The organism is Kitasatospora sp. NPDC001539 (assembly GCF_040298565.1).
In the GTDB taxonomy this organism is placed as follows: domain Bacteria; phylum Actinomycetota; class Actinomycetes; order Streptomycetales; family Streptomycetaceae; genus Kitasatospora.
Map to the genome: position 1 here is coordinate 1 of NZ_JBEPAK010000107.1, position 23,030 is coordinate 23,030.

16 protein-coding genes are annotated in these 23,030 nt (G+C 71.7%); 6 read left to right on the forward strand and 10 right to left on the reverse strand.

Features of this window, described 5'->3' with window-relative positions:
* Nucleotides 1-33: 33 nt before the first annotated feature.
* Nucleotides 34-1,464: a pyruvate kinase gene (gene pyk, locus ABT247_RS18150; RefSeq protein ID WP_350743794.1), complete on the reverse strand. Its 1,431-nt coding sequence runs from the start codon at nt 1,462-1,464 to the stop codon at nt 34-36.
* Between the two features lie 294 nt (nt 1,465-1,758).
* On the opposite strand from pyk, the gene ABT247_RS18155 reads away from it, so the two are divergent.
* The 6 genes from ABT247_RS18155 (at nt 1,759) to ABT247_RS18180 (ending at nt 9,442) form a co-directional block, all read left to right on the forward strand.
* Nucleotides 1,759-2,865 (forward strand): substrate-binding domain-containing protein, encoded by a 1,107-nt coding sequence (locus ABT247_RS18155; RefSeq protein ID WP_350743795.1) that lies wholly within the window; start codon nt 1,759-1,761, stop codon nt 2,863-2,865.
* Complete coding sequence (locus ABT247_RS18160; RefSeq protein WP_350743796.1) at nt 2,862-4,496, forward strand: extracellular solute-binding protein; 1,635 nt, start codon at nt 2,862-2,864, stop codon at nt 4,494-4,496. The genes ABT247_RS18155 and ABT247_RS18160 overlap by 4 nt, the downstream gene beginning before the upstream one ends.
* Complete coding sequence (locus tag ABT247_RS18165) at nt 4,483-5,064, forward strand: hypothetical protein (RefSeq protein ID WP_350743797.1); 582 nt, start codon at nt 4,483-4,485, stop codon at nt 5,062-5,064. The genes ABT247_RS18160 and ABT247_RS18165 overlap by 14 nt, the downstream gene beginning before the upstream one ends.
* Nucleotides 5,065-5,363: 299 nt before the next feature.
* Complete coding sequence (locus ABT247_RS18170; RefSeq protein WP_350743798.1) at nt 5,364-7,199, forward strand: bifunctional metallophosphatase/5'-nucleotidase; 1,836 nt, start codon at nt 5,364-5,366, stop codon at nt 7,197-7,199.
* Nucleotides 7,200-7,486: 287 nt separating this feature from the next.
* Nucleotides 7,487-8,413, forward strand: coding sequence for an NADP-dependent oxidoreductase (locus tag ABT247_RS18175; RefSeq protein ID WP_350743799.1), 927 nt, complete (start codon nt 7,487-7,489; stop codon nt 8,411-8,413).
* Nucleotides 8,414-8,434: 21 nt separating this feature from the next.
* Nucleotides 8,435-9,442 carry an AraC family transcriptional regulator gene (locus ABT247_RS18180; protein ID WP_350743800.1) on the forward strand — a complete coding sequence of 336 codons (1,008 nt, stop codon included), beginning with the start codon at nt 8,435-8,437 and terminating at the stop codon, nt 9,440-9,442.
* 3 nt (nt 9,443-9,445) lie between these two features.
* On the opposite strand, the gene ABT247_RS18185 is transcribed toward ABT247_RS18180, so the two are convergent.
* The 9 genes from ABT247_RS18185 to ABT247_RS18225 all read right to left on the reverse strand — a co-directional run bounded on the left by ABT247_RS18185 (nt 9,446) and on the right by ABT247_RS18225 (nt 22,835).
* On the reverse strand, nt 9,446-10,903 hold the full coding sequence (locus tag ABT247_RS18185; RefSeq protein WP_350743801.1) for an aldehyde dehydrogenase family protein: 1,458 nt from the start codon (nt 10,901-10,903) through the stop codon (nt 9,446-9,448).
* 48 nt (nt 10,904-10,951) lie between these two features.
* A complete protein-coding gene (locus ABT247_RS18190) occupies nt 10,952-11,818 on the reverse strand; it encodes a Sco1979 family transcriptional regulator (protein ID WP_350743802.1) in 867 nt (288 codons plus the stop codon).
* Between the two features lie 532 nt (nt 11,819-12,350).
* Nucleotides 12,351-13,811 (reverse strand): glutamate synthase subunit beta, encoded by a 1,461-nt coding sequence (locus ABT247_RS18195; RefSeq protein WP_350743803.1) that lies wholly within the window; start codon nt 13,809-13,811, stop codon nt 12,351-12,353.
* Nucleotides 13,804-18,405, reverse strand: coding sequence for a glutamate synthase large subunit (gene gltB / locus ABT247_RS18200; protein WP_350743808.1), 4,602 nt, complete (start codon nt 18,403-18,405; stop codon nt 13,804-13,806). Before gltB ends, ABT247_RS18195 begins: the two co-directional genes overlap by 8 nt.
* Before the next feature lie 442 nt (nt 18,406-18,847).
* On the reverse strand, nt 18,848-19,570 hold the full coding sequence (locus ABT247_RS18205) for a VIT1/CCC1 transporter family protein (RefSeq protein WP_350743809.1): 723 nt from the start codon (nt 19,568-19,570) through the stop codon (nt 18,848-18,850).
* Nucleotides 19,571-19,721: 151 nt separating this feature from the next.
* Nucleotides 19,722-20,825 carry a prolipoprotein diacylglyceryl transferase gene (gene lgt / locus ABT247_RS18210; protein WP_350743804.1) on the reverse strand — a complete coding sequence of 368 codons (1,104 nt, stop codon included), beginning with the start codon at nt 20,823-20,825 and terminating at the stop codon, nt 19,722-19,724.
* Nucleotides 20,826-20,955: 130 nt separating this feature from the next.
* Complete coding sequence (locus ABT247_RS18215) at nt 20,956-21,819, reverse strand: DsbA family protein (protein ID WP_350743805.1); 864 nt, start codon at nt 21,817-21,819, stop codon at nt 20,956-20,958.
* Between the two features lie 113 nt (nt 21,820-21,932).
* Nucleotides 21,933-22,481, reverse strand: coding sequence for a MauE/DoxX family redox-associated membrane protein (locus ABT247_RS18220; protein WP_350743806.1), 549 nt, complete (start codon nt 22,479-22,481; stop codon nt 21,933-21,935).
* Nucleotides 22,482-22,589: 108 nt separating this feature from the next.
* Nucleotides 22,590-22,835: a hypothetical protein gene (locus ABT247_RS18225; protein WP_350743807.1), complete on the reverse strand. Its 246-nt coding sequence runs from the start codon at nt 22,833-22,835 to the stop codon at nt 22,590-22,592.
* Nucleotides 22,836-23,030 lie beyond the last annotated feature (195 nt).

A 23,030-nucleotide genomic window follows, 5' to 3' on the forward strand; every position in this document is an offset into this window, starting at 1 on the left:
GGCCCCGGTGGGGCCGCGCCGTGGTGAGGGGTGTCAGTCGTCCAGGGTGCCCACGTGGTGGACGCGGACGAGGTTGGTGGAGCCGGCGAGGCCGGGGGGTGAGCCGGCGGTGATGATGACGATGTCGCCCTTCTGGCAGCGGCCGAGGGAGAGCAGGGCCGCGTCGACCTGTTCGACCATCTGGTCGGTGGTGGGGGCGAAGGGGCCGAGGAAGGTCTCGACGCCCCAGGTGAGGGCGAGTTGGCTGCGGACGGCCGGTTCGTAGGTGAAGGCGAGCACCGGGATCGGCGAGCGGTAGCGGGTGAGTCGGCGGGCGGTGTCGCCGGACTGGGTGAAGGCGATGAGGTACTTGGCGTGCAGGAAGTCGCCGATCTCGGCGGCCGCGCGGGCGACGGCTCCGCCCTGGGTCCGGGGCTTGTTGCCGGTGGTGAGCGGGGGCAGGCCGGCGGCGAGGATGTCGTTCTCCGCGGCCTCGATGATCCGGCTCATGGTCTTGACCGTCTCGACGGGGTACTTGCCGACGGAGGTCTCCCCGGAGAGCATCACCGCGTCGGTGCCGTCCAGGACGGCGTTGGCGACGTCGGAGGCCTCGGCGCGGGTCGGCCGGGAGGCGTTGATCATCGAGTCGAGCATCTGGGTGGCGACGATGACCGGCTTGGCGTTGCGCCGGGCCAGCGTGATGGCGCGCTTCTGGACGAGCGGGACCTGTTCGAGGGGCATCTCCACGCCCAGGTCCCCGCGGGCGACCATGATGCCGTCGAAGGCGTCGACGATGGAGTCGAGGTTGTCGACGGCCTGCGGCTTCTCGATCTTGGCGATGACGGGTACGTGCCGCCCTTCCTCGGCCATCACCCGGTGGACGTCCTCGATGTCGCGGCCGCTGCGGACGAAGGAGAGTGCGATCAGGTCGGCGCCGGTGCGCAGCGCCCATCGCAGGTCGGCGACGTCCTTGTCGCTGAGTGCGGGGACGGAGACGGCGACGCCGGGGAGGTTGAGGCCCTTGTGGTCGGAGACGAGGCCGCCTTCGATGACGAGGCAGCGGACGTGGGGTCCGTCGACGGCGAGGACTTCGAGGGTGACGCGTCCGTCGTCGACGAGGATGCGTTCGCCGCGGGTGACGTCGGCGGCGAGGCCGGGGTAGGTGGTGCCGCAGATGTCCTTGTCCCCCACGACGCCGTTGTCGGTGGAGATGGTGAACTCGTCGCCGCGTTCGAGGAGTACGGGTCCGTGGGCGAAGGTGTCGAGGCGGATCTTGGGACCCTGGAGGTCGACGAGGATGCCGACGCTGCGGCCGGTTTCGTCGGCGGCCTTGCGGACGCGGCGGTAGCGTTCTTCGTGTTCGGCGTGGGTGCCGTGGCTGAGGTTGAACCGGGCGATGTCCATTCCGGCGTCGACCAGGGGCTTGATCCGGTCGTACGAGTCGGTGGCGGGCCCGAGGGTGCAGACGATTTTTGCTCGGCGCATACAGCTGAGGGTAGGCATTACCGGCGCGTAACCACGACGTGGGTCCGGGCTGCGGGATGACCTTTGCGGTAAGGCGAGTTGAACAATCTGACAGTTGCTCGGACCGGTGTGCGACGGTGGTGGGGCGGCTGTGCGGGGGGCGGTGCTGACGGTTCGTCGGGGTTGCTCCGCCGTTGCGATTCCGTGAAGCGGTGTTCACCCCTGGTTCACCGTTCCTTCTGTCGGTGCTCCCCGCCCGGCGGGACGCTCGTCACCCCGGGTGACCACCGGGATGACGGAGCGGACGAGGGGGAGGTGCTCGGCGTGAGACGCGCTCTGGGGGTGCTCGCGGCCTTGGTGTTGTTGGGCGGGGTGACGTACGCGTTGATCCCGGATGACGGGCCGGCTGCGGGCAAGCCGGTCACGGTCACCGGGCTGATCGGTTCGGAGAAGCGTGCGTTCTTCGAAAGTCCCGAGGTGAAGGCCGAGTTGGCGAAGCAGGGGCTGGAGGTGCGGGCGGATTCGACCGGTTCCTGGACGATGAGCGAGCAGGCGCAGAGCAGTTCGGGGCTGGATTTCGCGTTCCCGGCGAGTACGGCGCCGGCGCGGGAGATCCAGCGCAACTGGGGGCAGCAGGACTCTCCGCTGGTGCCGTTCTACTCGCCGCTGGTGGTGGTGGCGCACGCGCCGGTCGCGCAGATCCTCCGGGACAACAAGCTGGCCGCGCGGGACGACGCGTCGGGTGTGTGGACGTTCCGGATGGACGAGTACGTCAACGCCCTGAAGGCGAAGCGCAGGTGGCAGGACCTGGTGAACGCGCAGGGGCACGCCGAGCTGTCGGGCCCGATCTTCGTGACGACGACGGATCCGGAGAGCTCCTCCTCGGGTGCGCTGTACGTCGCGTTGCTGTCGTACGTGCTGAACGGCGACCTGGTGGTGTCGGACGACGCGGGGGTGGAGGCCGCGCGTCCGTGGCTGTACCAGGCGACGGCGTTGCAGGGCGGCCAGAAGAGCAGCAGTGACGAGCCGTTCCGGGACTTCCTGGCGGGGGTCGGCAATCCGCTGATCTTCGGTTACGAGTCGCAGGTCGCCGCGATGGCGGTGCAGGGGCAGCCGACCGGGGACATGGTGGTGATGTACCCGGACACGACGGCGTACTCGGACCACACGATCATCGCCCGCACCGAGAACGGGCGGAGGCTCGCGGACGTGCTGCAGAACGATGTGGCGCTGCGGGGCCTGGAGGTGAGGTTCGGCTTCCGTCCGCAGGCCGGTGGTGAGGCTTTCGCCGGTCAGGTGCGGGGCATCAGGCAGCCGGTGTTCGCGCAGGACCTGAACGCGGCGAAGGTGCGGCAGGCGACGGTGCCGTCGTTGGACAACCTGCTCAAGCTGACCAGGGCGGCGAAGGGGAGCGCGAAGTGAGCATCGTGTCGGGGCGTCGTGGTTGGGGCGCGGCGGTGGTGGCGGCGGTGGTGGCGGCGGCCACCGCGTGCACGTCCTCGGGTTCGGGTCCGGATCCGGGGCCGACGGCGAGGGCGGGGGTGTTGCGCGTCCTGGCGGGCAGTGAGCTGCAGGATCTGCAGCCGGTGCTGGACGAGGCGCGGAAGGCGACCGGGGTGACGGTGCAGTTCGCGTGGACGGGGACGCTGGACGGCGCGGACGCGGTGTCCTCGGGCCGGGCGGACGGCCGGTACGACGCGGTGTGGTTCCCGTCCGACCAGTACCTGCGGTTGGATCCGGTGGGGCGGTCGAAGGTGTTGTCGGAGACTCCGGTGATGGTGTCCCCGGTGGCGGTCGGGGTGCGTTCCTCGGTGCTGGGTGATCTGGGGTGGGGGGACGGTTCGAAGGTCACCTGGGCGCAGATCGGCGAGGCCGCGGCGGCGGGGAGGCTGTCGTACGGGATGTCGGATCCGTCGCGTTCCAACTCGGGCTTCTCCGCCCTGACGGCGGTGGCGGCGGCGTTCTCGGGGGCGGGTGCGGCGTTGACCGACGCGGACGTGCAGAAGGCGACGCCGCAGTTGAAGCAGTTCTTCGCCGGTCAGAAGCTGACGTCGGGGTCGTCGGGGTGGCTGGCGCAGGCGTACGCGAAGGCGGAGCCCGGGAAGGTGGGGGCGCTGGTGAACTACGAGTCGGTGCTGCTGTCGTTGAACCGGACGTTGCCGCCCGGGCAGCAGCTGACGGTGGTGCGCCCGCAGGACGGGGTGGTGTCGGCGGACTATCCGCTGTCGCTGCTGTCGTCGGCGGCGCCCACCGAGCGGGAGTCGTTCCAGCGGTTGACGTCGTACCTGCTGAGGCCGGAGGTGCAGCAGCGGATCTCGGAGTTGACGTTGCGCCGTCCGGTGGCGGCGGGTGTCTCGCCGGCGGCGGGGCTGCCGACGGACCGCCGTCGTGAGTTGCCGTTCCCGGGGACGCGGGCGGTGGCGGACGGGCTGTTGGCGTCGTACCAGAACGAGCTGCGGCGTCCGTCGCGGACGGTGTACGTGCTGGACACCTCGGGGTCGATGGAGGGTTCGCGGCTGGACGCGTTGAAGGCGGCGTTGAGCCGGCTGACCGGTACGGACGACACCCGGGGGGTGCGGCGGTTCCGGGACCGCGAGGAGGTGACGCTGCTGTCCTTCGCCTCGAAGGTGAAGTGGGCGAAGACGCACGCCGTGCCGGCGTCCGGCAGCCGGCCGGGTCCGGAGGCGGAGTTGGCGGCGATCAACGGGGACGTGCAGTCGTTGTCGGCTTCGGGCGGTACGGCGGTGTACGACTCGTTGGAGGAGGCGTACCGGGTGATCGAGCGGCAGCAGCGGGAGGCGAACGACGACCGGTTCACCTCGATCGTGCTGATGACGGACGGGGAGAGCAACGAAGGTGCCTCGGACGCCGACTTCAGGCGGTTCCATGACGCGCTGCCGGCGGCGGAGAAGTCGATCCCGGTGTTCCCGATCAAGTTCGGCGAGGCGGCGGTGGGCCAGTTGCAGGGGGTGGCGGATCTGAGCGGCGGGAAGCTGTTCGACGGCTCGGGGTCGCTGGACGGGGTGTTCGAGGAGATCCGTGGCTACCAGTGAGGGCGTGGGCCGGCTGGTCCTGCGGTACCTGGAGTCGACGCGGAACCTGGTCGGGTGTGCGGGTGGTGCGGTCGGTCTGGGCCTGCACTTCGCGGGGTTGGGCGGGGCGTGGTGGCCGGGGGTGGTGGCGGGGTTGTACGGGGTCGGCGCGCTGCTGACCCCGGCGCCGGTGCGGCCGTCCGCTCCGGAGTCCCCACCGGAGCCCGCCTCCACGCCGCAGGCGGCGGAGCCGGAGCCGGCCTCCCCGCCGCGGGCGCCGGAGCCCGCCTCCCCGCCGCGGGCGCCGGAGCCGGAGCCGGTGGTGCCCCGGCCGGAGCTGGAGGCGCTCGCCGACTACCTGGGCACCGTGCCGCTGCCCGCCTCCGCCGGGGTCGACGCCCTGCTGGCCGCGTTGCGCGGCGCGGGCCCCGGCCCGGTGGCGGACCGGATCGTCGGGTACCGGCTGCCGGTCGCGGTGGACGGCTACCTGCGGGCGCGGACCTGGCTGCCGTGGGCGGGCCCGGACGCGCCGGATCCGGCGGCGCAGCTCGGCCGTGAGGTGCGCCGGCTCGCCGCCGAGCTCGGCTGACGCCGTGAGGTGCGCCGGCTCACCGCCGAGCTCGGCTGACGGGGTGGTATCCGGTCGGGCCGGTTTCGACCGTCCCGACCGGATACCACCCCCTTTTCCCTCCGCGCGCGTCATGAACGAGTCGCCAAGATCTCACCTGTTGGACGCGTCGAGGGGCTATCCATTCCCCCGGCCCGCACGGCACACTTCTACGCGCGTCCCTCTACGCGCGTCACCGGTTTCCCGGACGCGCCACGGACCCCGTACGTCCCACACGTTGACGGTGCATCCGCCGTCGTCCCCACTCGGGAGAGTCATCCATGCCCCTGAACCGCCGTGACTTCGTCACCCGGTCCGCAGCCACCGCCGCCGGCGCCGCCCTGGCCGGCGGGGCCGTGGTCGCCGCCGCTCCCGCCGCCGCGGCCGCCGAGCCGGACGCGGCGGCGGCGAAGGGCAGCAAGCGCAAGCCGCGCCGCCAGGCCTTCACCGTCATGGGCACCACGGACCTGCACGGCCGGGTGCTGAACTGGGACTACTTCACCGACGCCGAGTACGTCGACAAGGCCCACAACGCGGTCGGTCTCGCCAAGATCTCCACCCTGGCCAACCAGGTGCGCGAGGAGAAGGGCTGGGACCGCTGCCTGCTGATCGACTCGGGTGACATCATCCAGGGCACCCAGCTGACCTACTACTACGCCCGCGTCGAGCCGATCGCCACCGACGGCGACAACGTGCCGGACCACCCGATGGCCGTGGCCATGAACCTGATGGGCTACGACGCCGCCGCGCTGGGCAACCACGAGTTCAACTACGGCATCCCGACCGTGAAGGCCTTCGAGGACCAGCTGGAGTTCCCGCTGCTGGGCGCCAACGCGCTGCACGCGAAGAACGAGAAGCCGGCCTTCAAGCCGTACGTGATCAAGGAGGTGTGGCTGGACGAGGACACCCCGCTGAAGGTCGGCATCCTCGGTCTGACCAACCCGGGCATCGCGATCTGGGACAAGGCCAACGTCAGCGGCAAGATGGTCTTCCCGGGCATCGTGGAGACCGCCGCCAAGTACGTGCCCCGGATGAAGGCGGCGGGAGCGGACGTCATCGTCGTCTCCGCCCACTCCGGCATCGACGAGCCGACCACCTACGGGGACCAGCTGCCCTGGCCCGAGGACGCCTCCGGCGAGATGGCCGAGACCGTCCCGGACATCGACGCGGTGCTGGTGGGCCACACCCACAAGGAGGTCGCCCAGCGCCTCATCGTGAACAAGAAGACCGGCAGGACGGTCGTGCTCTCCGAGCCGCTGTGCTGGGGCCAGCGGCTGAGCTGCTTCGACTTCGAGGTCGAGTTCGCGGACGGCCACTGGAAGGTCGTCTCGGTCTCCTCCCGGGTGCTGAACTCCAACACCGTGCCGGAGAACCCGGAGATCTCCGACGCGATCCTCGGGCAGCACAAGAAGGTCGTCGCGTACGTCAACCAGAACATCGGCACGAGCAAGATCGAGCTGTCGATCGCCGAGGCCCGGTTCAAGGCCACCCCGATCATCGACCTGATCGGCAAGGTCCAGGCGGACGCCGTGAAGGCCGCGCTGGCGGGCGGGCAGTACGCCAACCTCCCGGTCCTGGCCCAGGCCGCCCCGTTCAACCGCACCGCGCTGATCCCGGCCGGCCAGGTCAAGCTGCGCGACGCCGCGGGCCTGTACATCTACGAGAACACCCTGGAGGCCCGCATCCTGACGGGTGCCCAGCTCAAGGACTACCTGGAGTTCTCGGCGAAGTACTACTACCAGCTCGCTCCGGGCGCCCCGGTCGACAAGGAGGCCATGACCGGCGCCGAGACCACGCCGGACTACAACTACGACTCGGTCTACGGCCTGAGCTACGACATCGACATCGCCCAGCCCAAGGGCCAGCGGATCGTCAACCTCAGCTACCAGGGCAAGCCGATCGATCCGGCCGCGCAGTTCGTGCTCGCCGTGAACAACTACCGCGCCAACGGCGGCGGCAACTTCCCGCACGTGGCCACCGCCAAGGCCGTCTGGTCGAACTCCGACGAGATCCGCAACACGATGATCGCCTGGGTCAAGGCCAAGGGCACCATCGACCCCGCCGACTTCTTCACCAACTCCTGGCGCCTGGTCCGCGCCGGGCAGCCGGTGTTCTAGCCGCACCTGCCGCAGAGGCCGTCGGCGCCGGACGAGCAGTCCCGCGCCGGCGGCCTCTTCCTTGCTCTCCGGCCGGCGGCCTCTCCCGCTCCTCCGGTCGGCGGCCGATTCCACTCCTCCGGTCGGTGGCCGATTCCGCCCCTCCGGCCGACCCGCTCACCGCGCGAGACGATCGGACATCCAGACGAGACTAGAGGATATTCATCCGCTCACTCGATCTTCCTATGGTTGGGGACATCGAGCACGGCCCCGCGGGGGGCCGGCAGTGACCGGATGAGGAGAGTTGGATGCGCGCGATCGTGCAGACGGAGTTCGGCGGCCCCGAGGTTCTGAGGATGACCGAGGTAGAGCGGCCGACGCCGTCGAGCGGCGAGGTGCTGGTGCGGGTGAAGGCCGCCGCCGTGAACCCGGTGGACGTGGCGGTGCGGGCCGGGCTGCTCCCGCTGCTGGGCGAGCCGCCGTTCACGGTGGGCTGGGACATCTCCGGGGTGGTCGAGGAGGTCGGCCCGGGGGCCCGCTACCGGGTGGGCGAGGAGGTCTACGGGATGCCGTTCTTCCCGCGCGCGGCCGGCGGCTACGCCGAGTACGTGACCTCGCCCTCCCGCCAGCTGGCCCGCAAGCCCGCCACCCTGGACCACGTCCAGGCCGCCGCGCTGCCGCTGGCCGTGCTCACCGCCTGGCAGGGCCTGGTGGACCTGGCCCGCGTCGGCGAGGGCCAGCGCGTGCTGATCCACCGGGCGGCGGGCGGCGTCGGCCACCTCGCCGTGCAGATCGCCAAGCTCCGCGGCGCGTACGTGATCGCGCTGGCCAGCGAGCCCAAGCACGCCTTCCTCAAGGAGCTCGGCGCCGACGAGCTGATCGACTACCGGACCACCGACTACACCCAGGCGGTCGAGGACGTCGACGTCGTCTTCGACTCCTCCTCCGAAGGCACCCGCGCCCTGGAGGTGCTCAAGCCGGGCGGCACCCTGGTCAGCATCATGGAGCACGGCAACCGCGAGCTCGCCGCCGCGATCGAGGCCGCCGGGCGGCGCTTCGCCGGCGTCTCCGTCGAGCCCGACTACGCCTCGCTCGAGACGATCGCCACCCTGGTCGACGAGGGCCTCATCCGCCCGCACGTCGCCGAGACCTTCCCGCTCGCCGAGGCCGGCCGGGCGCACGAGCTGGTCGGCTCCGGTACCGTCCAGGGCAAGGTCGTGCTGACCGTTGACTGACGAGACCGCTGGGGGCGGGCGATGGACATCCTGACCGAGGCACTGGGTTCGATGCGGACGGCGCACCCGGCGTCCGTCCGCACCGACGGCCGGGCGCCGTGGGCCCTGCGCCTGCCCCCGGTGGCCGGGGCCGGCTTCCACGTGGTGCTGTACGGCACCTGCTGGCTGGTCCCGGTGGGTCCGGCGGGGCCGGCGGCTTCGACGGACCCCGCGGCTTCGACGGACCCCGCGGGTTCGGCGGGCCCCACCGGTCCGGCGGCCGGCCGCGAGCCCGTCGCGCTCAGTCCGGGGGACGTGGTGTTCCTGCGGGACGGCCGCGGCCACGTCCTGGCCGACCACCCGGACACCCCGCCGGTGGACGCCAAGAGCTGCCGGGTCGACGGCAACTCGCCGATCGGCACCGTCTCCCTGGGCGGCGACGGCGCCCGCACCACCCTGCTGTGCGGCAACTACCACCTGGACCAGGGGCGCCCCCACCCCATGGTCCGGCAGCTGCCCGAACTGATCCACCTGCCGACCCGGCACGGACGCCACCCGGAACTGGCCGCCGCCGTCGAGCTGTTGGGCTCCGAGCTGGAGAACCCGCGGATCGGCTCGACCGGGATCGTCCCGGCACTGATCGACTCGCTGCTGCTCTACATCCTGCGGGCCTGGTTCGAGGACCAGCCCGCCGAGACCGCCGCCGGCTGGGCGGCCGCCCTGCGGGACGCGGCCGTGGCGCCCGCCCTGACGGCGATCCACGAGGCCCCGGCCACCCCGTGGACGGTGGAGTCCCTCGCGGACCGGGCGGGCCTGTCCCGGGCGGCGTTCGCCCGCCGGTTCACCTCGATGGTGGGCGAGCCTCCGATGGCGTACCTGACCCGGTGGCGGATGACCACCGCCGCCCGGCTGCTGCGCGAGTCGGAGGCGCCGCTGACGGCGGTGGCGGCGCAGACCGGGTACGGGTCCGAGTACGCGTTCGCCAAGGCCTTCAAGCGGGAGTTCGGCCGGGCCCCCGGCAACTACCGCCGGGAGGCCCGGGCCGCCTGACGCCTAGAACGGGAACGGCGCCCGCCCGTGCTGCACGGAGATCCACTTCACGGTGGTGAACGCGTCCACGGTGGACTCGCCGTTGAGCCGCCCGACGCCGGAGTTCTTCTCGCCGCCGAAGGGCACCCCCGGCTCGTCGGCAATGGTTCCGCCGTTGACGTGGATCATGCCGGTCTCGATCCGCTGGGCGACCCGCACCCCGCGCTCCAGGTCCGCGGTGTGCACCGCGCCGCTGAGCCCGAACGGCGTGTGGTTGGCCAGCCGGACGGCCTCGTCCTCGCCGTCGAAGGGCACCAGCAGCACGACCGGGCCGAAGAGTTCGCGCTGCAGGATGGGCGCGTCCGCCGGCAGGTCGGTGAGCACGGTCGGTGCCATCAGGCTGCCCGTGGTGGTGCCGCGCAGCAGCGCGGTGGCGCCGCCGGCGATCGCCTGGTCGATCTGGGCGGTGATCGCGTCGGCCTGGACGGAGTTGATCAGCGGGCCGATGTGGGTGGCCGGATCCTTGGGGTCGCCGACGGTCAGCGAGGCGGTCTTGGCGACGAACTTCTCGGTGAACTCGGCGAGCACCGAGCGGTCGACCAGCACCCGGTTGGCGGCCATGCAGACCTGGCCCTGGTGGACGAAGCGGCTGAACACGGCCGCGTCCACGGCGTAGTCGAGGTCGGCGTCGTCCAGGACGATCAGCGCGCTGTTGCCGCCGAGTTCCAGCACGGCCCGCTTGAAGTGGGCGGCGGCCACGGTGGCGACGTGCCGGCCGATCCCGTCGGAGCCGGTGAAGGAGATCACCTTGGGAACGGGGTGTTCGATGAAGCTGTCGCCGATCTCCGCGATGTCGGTGATCACGACGTTCAGCAGGCCGGGCGGCAGACCGGCGTCCTCGAAGATCCTGGCGATCAGGGAGCCGCCGACGACCGGGGTCTCCTGGTGCGGCTTGAGCACGACGCCGTTGCCGAGGGCGAGCGCCGGGGCGACGGCCTTGAGGGCCAGGAACAGCGGGAAGTTGAAGGGGCTGATCACGCCGACCACACCGACCGGCAGCCGGTAGAGCCGGTTCTCCTTGCCGGGGGCCGGCGAGGGCAGCAGCCGGCCCTCGGCGGCCACCGACAGGTGCAGGCACTCGCGCAACACGTCCTTCACCAGGGACAGTTCGAAGCCGGCCTTGAGCGCGGTGCCGCCGAGTTCGGCGGCGATCGCCCGGACGATCTCCGGCTCGCGCTCCTCCACCAGCCGCAGCGCGCGCTCGAACACCAGCCGGCGCTGGTACGGGTTGGTGGCGGCCCAGCCGCGCTGGGCGCGCTCGGCGGCCCGGTAGGCGCGGTCGACCTCGGCGACGGTGGCGACGGTGATGGTGGCCAGCTTGTCGCCGGTGTAGGGGTCGACGTCGACGATGTCCCAGGAGCCGCTGCCGCCGCACCATTCGCCGTCGATGTACTGCAGCGCCAACTCGGAGAAGTACGACATCTGATCCCTCTCGTGCCCGACCTGATGGGACCTCATCGTACTGACGTGTCAGAGCTCTTGGCGTACGGAGTGCAGAAGGTCGCGGGTCCTTCCGGGGGTGAGGCTCTCGGCCTGCAGGTCCTCCATCGCCCGGCGGTAGGAGGCGACTTCGGCGGGCTTGTCGACGTAGAGCGCGGTGGTGAACTGTTCGAGGTAGACCACGTCGGCGAGTTCGGCCTCGGCGAAGCCCAGCACGCTGAAGGCGCCGCTCTCGGCGGCGAGCCCGGCGGTGCCGAGCGGCAGCACCTGGAGCCGCACGTGGGGCAGTTCGGAGAGTTCGAGGAGCCGGTCGAGCTGTCCGCGCATCTGCGCGGGGCCGCCCCAGGGGCGGCGCAGCGCGGCTTCGTCCAGGACGGCGAGCAGCCGGGGCGGGCGTTCGGCGGTGAGCAGGTCCTGGCGCCTGAGCCGTACTTCGACCCGGCGTTCGATGTCCTCGGCGCGGAGGCCGTGGCAGCCGGCGGTGATCACGGCGCGGGCGTAGTCGGCGGTCTGCAGCAGCCCGTGGACGAACTGGACCTCGTAGCTGAGGATCTCGGCGGCGGCCTCCTCCAGGCCCAGGTAGTTCTGGAACCAGGCGGGCAGGACGTCGCCGTATTCGTGCCACCAGGATCCGGCGTTGGCGTCGCGGACGAGTGCGAGGACGGCGGCGCGTTCCTGTTCGCCCTCGACGCCGTAGAGGGTGAGGAGGTCGGCGACGTCGCGTTCCTTGAAGCCGACGCGGCCGAGTTCCATCCGGCTGATCTTCGACTCGGAGGCGCGGATCGAGTAGCCGGCCTCCTCGCGGGTGACGCCTCTGGCCTCGCGGAGCCTGCGCAACTGGTTGCCGAGCAGCAGTCGCCGTACGGTGGCGCCCCCGCCTGCCTGAGTCGTGCCCATCGAAGTCACCCTCCGCACTCGCGCAGCCCCCCGGCCGTCGGCGGCAGTCTGCCACCTGGCACCGACGAACAACAGCCTGCGCCGGGGCGCTTTGCGGCGACGGGGCCAAGCCTGGGAGAAAGCTGTGAGCGGGCCTGCGGCGGGTGGGCGAAAGTGCTGGTGGGAGCGCTGGCGGGAGCACGGGCGGGGGCGCAGGTGAGAGCCGGGTGAGAACACCCGGGGAACGGCCGGGAACGCGACCGCTTCGGCCCGGGAACGCGACGGCAGCCGGCCGGGAACGCGACCGCTTCGGCCCGGGAACGCGACGGCGGCCGGCCGGGAACGCGACGGTACGGGGGCGGGGAGGCGACGGGGCCGACGCGGACGCCACGGCTCCGGCCGGGAATGCGACGGCGCCCACCCTCCAACTGGTCGGGGAAGAGGGCGGGCGCCAGGAGACCGCGTTGGCCCGGCGACGCTGGCGGGGGCAGCGGGTTGAGCTCCCGGCGATGCGGCGCCGGGGGTTCGGGGGCCGGTCGGACCGTCCGTGCCGTCAGACCACCAGGGGGCGGTCCGTGGGCCGGATCGGGGCGGGAAGCGGGGTCTTGCCGCCCAGGTACTTGTCCACCGCGGCAGCGGCCGAGCGGCCCTCCGCGATGGCCCAGACGATCAGTGACTGGCCACGGCCGGCGTCTCCGCAGACGTACACGCCATCGACATTGGTGGCGAACCGGCCGTCGCGGGCAATGTTACCGCGCGCGTCGAGGTCGACGCCGAGCTGCTCCACCAGGCCGTTCTTGACGTCCGTGCCGGTGAAGCCCATGGCGAGGGTGACCAGCTGGGCCGGGATGGCGCGCTCGGTGCCCGGGACGGGTTCGAACCGGCCGTCCTTGAACTCGACCTCGACGAGGTGGAGTTCCTGGACGTTCCCGTCCTCGTCGCCGGTGAGGTGGGTGGTGCTGACGGAGTAGATCCGCTCGCCGCCCTCCTCGTGGGCGGAGGTGACCTTGTAGGTCATCGGCATGGTCGGCCACGGCTGGTGGCCGGGGCGGTCGTCGCCGGGGCGGGGCATGATCTCCAGCTGGGTCACCGACAGGGCGCCCTGGCGGTGGGCGGTGCCGACGCAGTCCGCGCCGGTGTCGCCGCCGCCGATCACCACGACGTGCTTGCCCTTGGCGCTGATCGGCGACTCGACGAGGTCGCCCTCCTGCACCTTGTTGGCCAGCGGCAGGTACTCCATGGCCTGGTGGACGCCCTTGAGCTCGCGCCCGGGCACCGGCAGGTCGCGGGCCGTGGTGGCGCCGGCGGCGACGACGACGGCGTCGAAGCGCTCGCGCAGCTGCTGGCCGGTGATGTCCTCGCCGACGTGCACGCCGGTGCGGAACCGGGTGCCCTCCGCCCGCATCTGCTCGATGCGGCGGTTGATGTGGCGCTTCTCCATCTTGAACTCGGGGATGCCGTAGCGCAGCAGGCCGCCGATGCGGTCGGCGCGCTCGTACACCACCACGGTGTGGCCGGCGCGGGTGAGCTGCTGGGCGGCGGCGAGGCCGGCCGGGCCGGAGCCGATGACGGCGACGGTCTTGCCGGAGAGCCGCTCCGGGATCTGCGGGGTGACCCCGCCGCGGTCCCAGGCCTTGTCGATGATGGTGACCTCGACGTTCTTGATGGTCACCGCGTCCTGGTTGATGCCGAGCACGCAGGCCGACTCGCAGGGCGCCGGGCACAGCCGCCCGGTGAACTCCGGGAAGTTGTTGGTGGCGTGGAGGCGCTCGATGGCGCCGGTCCAGTCGTCCCGGTAGGCGAGGTCGTTCCACTCGGGGATGAGGTTCCCGAGCGGGCAGCCGTTGTGGCAGAACGGGATGCCGCAGTCCATGCAGCGGCCGGCCTGCTGGGTGATGATCGGCAGGAGGCTGCGCTCGACGTAGACCTCGTTCCAGTCCTTGATCCGGACGTCGACCGGGCGGCGCTCCGCCAGCTGCTTGGGCGTGGTCAGGAAGCCCTTGGGGTCAGCCATTAGCCGCCTCCATCATCTTCGCGGTGGTGTCGGCCTCGGAGAGGCCGGCGCGCTCAGCGGCGTCCTTGGCGGCGAGCACTGCCTTGTAGTCGGTCGGCATGATCTTGGAGAAGCGGGACACCCCGCCGCCCCAGTCGGCCAGGAGCTCGGCGGCGACGGTGGAGCCGGTCTCCTCGTAGTGCTGCTGCACGGTCTCGCGCAGCCATTCGCGGTCGGCGGCGGTGGGGGCCTCGATGCCCACCATGCCGTCGTTGACGTTGGCGGGGCGCAGGTCCAGGACGTACGCGATGCCGCCGGACATGCCGGCCGCGAGGTTGCGTCCGGTCTCGCCGAGGATGACGACCCGGCCGCCGGTCATGTACTCCAGGCCGTGGTCGCCGACGCCTTCGACGACCAGGGTGGCGCCGGAGTTGCGGACGGCGAAGCGCTCGCCGGCCTTGCCGCGCAGGTGGATCCGGCCGGAGGTGGCGCCGTAGCCGATGGTGTTGCCGGCGATCACGTGGTTCTGCGCGTCGTTGCCGATGGCCGCGGCCTCGCGGGCGGGGCGGACCACGACGACGCCGCCGGAGAGTCCCTTGCCGACGTAGTCGTTGGCGTCGCCCTCGAGCCGCAGGGTGACGCCGCGGGGCAGGAAGGCGCCGAAGGACTGGCCGGCGGAGCCGGTGAAGGTGACGTCGATGGTGCCCTCGGGCAGGCCCTCGCCGCGGTACCGCTTGGTCACCTCGTGGCCGAGCATGGTGCCGACGGTGCGGTTGACGTTGCGGATCGGCAGCTGGATGCGGACGGTCTCGCCGCGTTCCAGGGCGTCCTCGGCGAGCGCGATCAGCTGGTTGTCGAGCGCCTTGTCCAGGGCGTGGTCCTGGGTCGTGGTGCAGTGCCGGGGGGCGCCGTCCGGCAGTTCCGGCACGTGGAACAGCGGGGCCAGGTCGAGCCCGGCGGCCTTCCAGTGGTCGATGGCGGCCTGGGCGTTGATGTGCTCGGCGCGGCCGACGGCCTCCTCGATCGAGCGGAAGCCGAGGGAGGCGAGGATCTCGCGGACCTCCTCGGCGATGAACTCGAAGAAGTTGACGACGAATTCGGGCTTGCCGGAGAACCGCTCGCGCAGCACCGGGTTCTGGGTGGCGACGCCGACGGGGCAGGTGTCCAGGTGGCAGACGCGCATCATGATGCAGCCGGAGACGACCAGCGGCGCGGTGGCGAAGCCGAACTCCTCGGCGCCGAGCAGCGCGGCGATGACGACGTCGCGGCCGGTCTTCAGCTGGCCGTCGGTCTGGACGACGATGCGGTCGCGCAGCCCGTTCAGCAGCAGGGTCTGCTGGGTCTCGGCGAGGCCGAGCTCCCAGGGGCCGCCGGCGTGCTTGAGCGACGTGAGCGGCGAGGCGCCGGTGCCGCCGTCGTGCCCGGAGACCAGGACGACGTCGGCGTGCGCCTTGGAGACGCCCGCGGCGACGGTGCCGACGCCGACCTCCGACACCAGCTTCACGTGGATGCGGGCGGCGGGGTTGGCGTTCTTGAGGTCGTGGATCAGCTGCGCCAGGTCCTCGATCGAGTAGATGTCGTGGTGCGGCGGCGGCGAGATCAGTCCGACACCCGGGGTGGAGTGCCGGGTCCTGGCGACCCACGGGTAGACCTTGTGGCCGGGCAGCTGGCCGCCCTCGCCGGGCTTGGCGCCCTGGGCCATCTTGATCTGGATGTCGTCGGCGTTGACGAGGTACTCGGAGGTGACGCCGAACCGGCCGGAGGCGACCTGCTTGATCGCCGAGCGGCGCTCGGGGTCGTAGAGGCGGTCCGGGTCCTCGCCGCCCTCGCCGGTGTTGGACTTGCCGCCGAGGCGGTTCATCGCGATGGCGAGGGTCTCGTGGGCCTCGCGGGAGATCGAGCCGTACGACATGGCGCCGGTGGAGAAGCGCTTGACGATCTCGGAGACCGGCTCGACCTCGTCGACCGGGATCGGCTCGCGGCCGAGGCCGTCGAGCTGGAACAGGCCGCGCAGCGTCATCAGGCGGGCGGACTGCTCGTTCACCCGGTCCGTGTACTGCTTGAAGATGTCGTAGCGGCGGTTGCGGGTGGAGTGCTGCAGCCGGAAGACGGTGTCCGGGTCGAACAGGTGCGGCTCGCCCTCGCGGCGCCACTGGTACTCGCCGCCGATGTCCAGCGCGCGGTGCGCGGCGGGGATGCCGGAGGCCGGGTAGGCCTTGGCGTGCCGGGCGGCGGTCTCCTTGGCGATCTCGTCGAGGCCGATGCCGCCGAGCTTGGTGGTGGTGCCGGCGAAGTAGGCGTCGACCAGTTCCCGGGAGAGGCCGATGGCCTCGAAGACCTGGGCGCCGCGGTAGGAGGCGACGGTGGAGATGCCCATCTTGGACATCACCTTGAGGACGCCCTTGCCGAGCGCCTTGATCAGGTTCCTGATCGCCTTCTCGGGCTCGACGCCCTGGATGAACACGCCCTGGGCGACGAGGTCCTCGACGGACTCCATCGCCAGGTAGGGGTTGACCGCGCCGGCGCCGTAGCCGATCAGCAGGGCGACGTGGTGGACCTCCCGGACGTCACCGGCCTCGACCAGCAGGGACACCTGGGTGCGCTGCTTGGTGCGGATGAGGTGGTGGTGGATGGCCGAGGTGAGCAGCAGGGAGGGGATCGGGGCGTGCTCGGCGTCGGAGTGCCGGTCGGAGAGCACGATGATCCGGGCGCCGTCGGCGATCGCGGCGTCGGCCTCGGCGGCGATCTCGGCCAGGCGCGCGGCCAGGCCCTCGCCGCCGGTGGCGACCTTGTAGAGGCCGGACAGCGTGACGGCCTTCAGGCCCGGCTGGTCGCCGTCGGCGTTGATGTGGACCAGCTTGGCGAGCTCGTCGTTGTCGATCACCGGGAAGGTGATGCCGACGGAGCGGCAGGACGCGGCCTCGGCGGCCAGCAGGTTGCCCTCGGGGCCGAGGTTGGACAGCAGCGAGGTGACGAGTTCCTCGCGGATGGCGTCCAGCGGCGGGTTGGTGACCTGGGCGAAGAGCTGCACGAAGTAGTCGAAGAGCAGGCGCGGCTTCTCGCTGAGCGCGGCGATCGGGGAGTCGGTGCCCATCGAGCCGAGCGCCTCGGCGCCGGTGCGGGCCATCGGCGCCAGGATGACGCGCAGTTCCTCCTCGGTGTAGCCGAAGGTCTGCTGGCGGCGGGTGACGGAGGCGTGGGTGTGGGCGATGTGCTCGCGCTCGGGCAGCTTGGCGAGCTGGATCTGCCCGGCGGCGACCCACTCCGCGTAGGGGTGCTCGGCGGCGAGGGCGGACTTGATCTCGTCGTCCTCGACGATGCGGCCCTCGGCGGTGTCCACCAGGAACATCCGGCCGGGCTGCAGGCGGCCCTTCCTGGTGACCTTCTCCTGCTCGATGTCGAGGACGCCGACCTCGGAGGAGAGGACGACCAGGCCGTCCTCGGTGATCCAGTACCGGGCGGGGCGCAGGCCGTTGCGGTCGAGCACGGCGCCGATCTGGGTGCCGTCGGTGAAGGTGACGCAGGCCGGGCCGTCCCAGGGCTCCATCAGGTTGGAGTGGTACTGGTAGAAGGCGCGGCGGGCCGGCTCCATGGTGGCGTGGTTCTCCCACGCCTCCGGGATCATCATCAGCACGGAGTGCGGCAGCGAGCGGCCGCCGAGGTGGAGCAGCTCCAGGACCTCGTCGAAGGAGGCGGAGTCGGAGTGGTCGGGGGTGCAGATCGGGAAGATCCGCTCCAGGCCCTGCCCGTTGCCGTTGGCCGGGATGAGGTCGGTGGCGAGCTGGGACTCGCGGGCGCTCATCCAGTTGCGGTTGCCCTTGACCGTGTTGATCTCGCCGTTGTGCGCGACGAAGCGGTACGGGTGGGCGAGCGGCCAGCTCGGGAAGGTGTTGGTGGAGAAGCGCGAGTGCACCAGGCCGATCGCGGAGGCGTAGCTGCGGTCCGACAGGTCGGGGAAGAAGGGCTCCAGCTGGCCGGTGGTCAGCATGCCCTTGTAGACGATGGTGCGGGCGGACAGCGAGGGGAAGTAGACGCCGGCCTCGCGCTCGGCGCGCTTGCGGACCACGAAGGCGACGCGGTCCAGCTCGATGCCGGTGCGGTCGCGGTGGGACAGGAAGAGCTGGCGGAAGCGCGGCATCACGCTGCGCGCGGTGGCGCCGAGCAGGTCGGGGGTGACCGGGACGTCGCGCCAGCCGAGGACGGTGAGGTCCTCCTCGGCGGCGATGGCCTCGATCCGGGCGACGGCGGCGGCGTCGGCCGCGTCCTCGTCGGGCAGGAAGGCGATGCCGACGGCGTAGGCGCCGGCCGCCGGGAGTTCGAAGGTGACCTTGCCGCGCAGGAAGGCGTCGGGGATCTGGGTGAGGATGCCCGCGCCGTCGCCGGAGTCCGCCTCGGCGCCGGTGGCGCCGCGGTGCTCCAGGTTGCGCAGGACGTTCAGCGCCTGCTCGACGATGGTGTGGTCGGCGATGCCGGTCAGCGTGGCGACGAAACCGACGCCACAGGCGTCGTGCTCGTTCCGCGGGTCGTACAGGCCCTGAGCAGCAGGTCGCGCATCCGGCACGAGCGCGTAGGGTGGGCGGGGGCCGCCGGCCTGAGGCTCGTTGGCGGAGTGCATGGATGCAGACAGCATCGGCTCTCCCGTCGTCGTCTTTCGGCAAGTTGGTGCAAGTAGGGACGACGTTGGCCCTGATGCGGTGGTGCGGTGGGGGTGCTGCGATGGTGCGGTGGTGCAAGTTACATGATGCCCAGGATCCCGAGAAGCGGAATATCCCGTCCACATGGCGGACGGGCGCGCAGGTCAGGCGGGGTGGAAGGGGGGACGTGCCACGGCGCACGTCCCGACGATTGTGCCCAACCGTCCGCGGCCCGAAACAGGGGCGAAACCGGATCGCCACACAAGCCGATCATGGGCGCCTGCGAATCCATTCCGCAGCCCCGGTCGGTGGATGCGAATCCGCGGCCGTCGGGGCTCGGATGATGAGACTATGCCGGGCACCGCGGGACGCCCATGTGTGAAACGTCACGCGTTGCCCGGCATAATCATGCAGGGTTTCGGGTCATCCCACATGCCCGCCGATCAGCCAGCCGAGCAGGTACGTGACCCCGGCGGCGGCGCCGCCGAGGACCAGCTGTCGCACTCCGCTGAACCACCAGCTGCGCGCGGTGACCCGGGCCACCACCGCGCCGCAGGCGAACAGGCCGATCGCGGCGAGCAGCAGCGCGGGCAGCAGCGTGGTCGCGCCCAGCAGGTAGGGCAGCAGCGGCAGCAGCGCGCCGAGCGCGAAGCACAGGAACGACGAGCCCGCCGCGACCAGCGGCGAGGGCAGGTCGTTGGGGTCGACGCCCAGTTCCTCGCGGGCGTGGATCTCCAGCGCCAGTTCCGGGTCGCGGGACAGCTGCCGGGCCACCTCGTGGGCGAGGTCCGGGTCGACCCCGCGGGAGACGTACAGCTGCGCCAGCTCGGCCAGCTCGCCGTGCGGGTTGCGGCTCAGCTCCAGCCGCTCGGCCTCGATCTCGGCCTGCACCAGCTCCCGCTGCGAGGCCACCGAGGTGTACTCCCCCGCCGCCATCGAGCAGGCACCGGCGGCCAGGCCGGCGAGTCCGGTGAGGATCACCGTGCCGTTGGACGCCGCACTGCCGACCACTCCGGTCATCAGGGCGAAGTTGGACACCAGGCCGTCCACGGCCCCGAACACCGCGGGCCGCAGCCAGCCGCCGTTGACGTCCCGGTGGTGGTCCGCCGCGGGTATCCGCGGGTGCTGGGCCGGTTCGGCTTCCAGGGTGGTCGTACTCACGGTTCTTCCCCTCCGTCTTCGTTCGTCGCCTCGACCGTAGCCCGCGTGACCTGGGCATTTCCAGCAAAGTAAGGCTGTCCGAACAGCACTGAGGCCACCCTTCGCAAGGGTGGCCTCAGTCGGGTGAAGTCCCTGGTCAGATCGGGTTCTCGGCGTCCTCGCGGCCCTTGCCGCCCTGCTCGGCGACGGCGGTGGCCGGTTCGGCCGAGGTCTTTTCGTCCAGGGGCTGAGACGGTTCCGGGCCGGCCGCCCGGCGCTCGGCCTGCGTCCCACCGGCGCCGTCCGCCGTGCCGGCGGCCCGGTTCCCGGCCTTGCCGCCGTTCTTGCCGTCGACCCCGCCCGCCGCCTCGCCCCCCGACTCGGCCACCGGCTCGTCAGCCGCTTCGTCCGCCGAGCCGGGCACCGGCTCGTGCGCCGCCGGGTCGATGCTCGCCGGGTCCTCGCGGCCGGGCCGCTTCCTGCCGACGATCACGAAGTACGCCACGGCCCCGATGAACACCACGATCGAGGTCCAGTCGTTCAGCCGCAGGCCGAAGTAGACGTGCGCCTCGTCGATCCGCAGCCACTCGGTCCAGAACCGGCCCACCGTGTACGCGGCCACGTACAGCGCGAAGGCCCGGCCGTGGCCCAGCTTGAACCGGCGGTCCGCCCAGATCACCAGCAGCGCGACGGCCACGTCCCAGATCGACTCGTACAGGAAGGTGGGGTGGAAGACGCCGTTGACGACCGTGCCGTCGGGCAGCGTCTTGTGGATCTCCAGGCCCCACGGCAGCGTGGTCGCCCGGCCGTACAGCTCCTGGTTGAAGTAGTTGCCCCAGCGGCCCAGCGCCTGCGCCAGCGCGATGCCGGGCGCGATGGCGTCCGCGTACGCGGGCAGCGGCACGCCCCGGCGGCGGCAGCCGATCCAGGCGCCCACCGCGCCCAGCGCGACCGCGCCCCAGATCCCGAGGCCGCCCTCCCAGATCTTGAAGGCGTTCCAGGGGTTCTTCCCCTCGCCGAAGTACAGCTGGTGGTCGGTGATCACGTGGTACAGCCGGCCGCCGACCAGGCCGAACGGCACGGCCCAGACGGCGATGTCCCCGACGGTGTGCTTGGCACCGCCCCGGGCGACCCAGCGCTTGCTGCCGAGCCAGACGGCGACGACGACACCGAGGATGATGCAGAAGGCGTAGGCGCGCAGCGGGATCGGTCCGAGGTGGAGGACGCCCCGCGACGGGCTGGGAATGTAGGCGATATCCATGGCGGTTCCGACGCTACAGGGTCCGACGCCCCGGTCGGACACCCCTGGGGTCACAGAAGCCGAACAACGGGCCCTGCGCTCGCGCCCCCGCCCCTTCCGGACGGGGCGGGGGCGGGGGCGGCGCGGGTGCTCAGCCGGCGGCGGGCGACGGGTTGTTGGCCTCCGAGGCGGTGCTGGTCGGGGCCGGGGACTGGCCGTGGGAGCCGGCCGTGCCCAGTTGCTTGCCCTGGTTCGCGGCGTCCACCCACTTCACCAGGTTCGCCGGGGTGATCTCCTCGTCGCCGTTCTTCGGGTAGACCGGCTGGCCGTTGAGCAGCACGGTCGGGGTGGACTTGTAGCTGGACTTGTCGAAGTCCTGCTGCACCGCGGACACCCAGCCGCCGTACTTGTTGTCGTTGACGCAGGCCTGGAAGGCCGGGGTGTCCAGTCCGTCGACCTGCTTCGCGAGGTTGAGCAGGACGGCCTTGTCGCCGAAGGCGTCGTTGGTCTCGTCCGGCTGGTTGCGGTACAGCACGTCGTGGAAGTCGCGGAAGTGTCCGGCGTCCTGGGCGCAGGCGAGCGCGTTGGCGCCGGTCTTGGAGCCCTTGCCGGGCACCGCCCGGTCGATGAACGAGACGACGTGGACGTGGGAGGTGACCTTCCCGGCGTCCTCCAGCTGGTCGATGGTGGAGGAGAACTCGCGCTCGAAGATCCCGCAGGCGGGGCAGCGCGGGTCCTCGTACACCGTCAGGACGGAGGGCGCGTTGCTCGCGCCGACCGGGATGACCAGGTTCTTGTCGCCGATGGTCCCGGCCGGGGCGGCGGTCGGGGTCTCCGGCTTGGAGCGCTGGTCCTGCACCACGATGCCGGCGATCACGGCGGCGGCGATCACCGCGAGCACGGCCCCGCCCGCGATCAGCTTCTTCCTGCGCTTGGAGGTGGCCTCCTCGGCCGCCCGCTGCGCCAGCATCCGCTCGCGGGCGGTGCGCTTGCCTTCTCGGTTCTTCTCGCTCATTGCCTTGACATCCACGGTCGGGGAGCCTTCGTCGGGTGCGGGAGTGGGGGGCGGGTCGGAGTGGGGGCGGGTCGGAGCAGGGGGCAGGTCGGGGCAGGGGGCGGGCCGGGCGGTCAGCCGGCCAGCCAGCCGTCGGCCGAGAGCCGGGTGCGCGGCCGCCAGAGCAGCCAGCCGGCCAGCAGCAGGAACCCGGTGTCGCGCAGGATCTCCTGGAGGTACTCGGTCTGCGAGGCGTCGACGTGCCCGCCGCCGCCGAAGCAGCCGCAGTCGATCGAGATGCCGCGCGCCCAGGCCGAGGCGATCCCGGCGATGAAGGTGAGCAGCAGCAGCGCGGAGACCCCGGCGACGAGGCGGACGCCGAGTCCGACCACCAGCAGCACGGCGAGCGCCAGCTCCAGGAACGGCAGGCCGTAGCCGATCGGCTTGACCAGGCCCTCGGGCAGGATCTCGTAGGCGCGGACGGCCTGGGCCGCCTCCGCCGGGTCGGCGATCTTGGCCAGTCCGGCCCAGCCCCAGACCACCGCGAGGCCGAGCCGGACGGCGAGGCCGAACCACTCGCTCCAGGCGGGCACCGGCCGCCGAGCCGTCGGTGCGGGCGCCGGGTCGCCGGACTGCGCTGCCGGGCCGGCCATCAGGGAACCCCCCTCGGGATACTCGTTCACTTCCTGACGAACCGTAGGGGAGGGAGGGGGGTTCCTCCGCATTCGCGAATTAAGCCTCATGGGTGACGCAACACGGTGTTCCGTCCGATTCGGGAGAACACCCGTGCGTCAGTGGCAGCCCGGCATCCGCCCCGGGTCGAACGGCTCGGGGCGCCCCTCGTGCGGTGTCCGGGCGGCCCGCTCGGCCGCGTCCCACCGCGCCGCCTCCGCGCAGGCGACCGCCTCGCGTTCCGCCCGCTCGGCGCCGCGCTTGGCCAGCGCCTGCCCGACCTCGGTGTGCGCGCCGACGGCGGCGCCCAGAGCCAGCGCGGCGGCCGCCGCCCGCAGCAACACGGCCCGATGAAGACCAGCCACCGACTCACCCCTTCGCCCGCTCGGCACCCCGTGCACGTCGTTCGTGCACTCGTCCCTCCACTCAACGCCGGTCAACCCCGGCTGGTGCGTGTCGCCGCCGCTGTTCACTCGTTCGGGGCTGCTCCCAGGCTGACGGCCGGTCATCCGGGCACGAAAAAAGGTGGCGGGGGGCCCCCCCCCCCCGGGGTGGGGGGG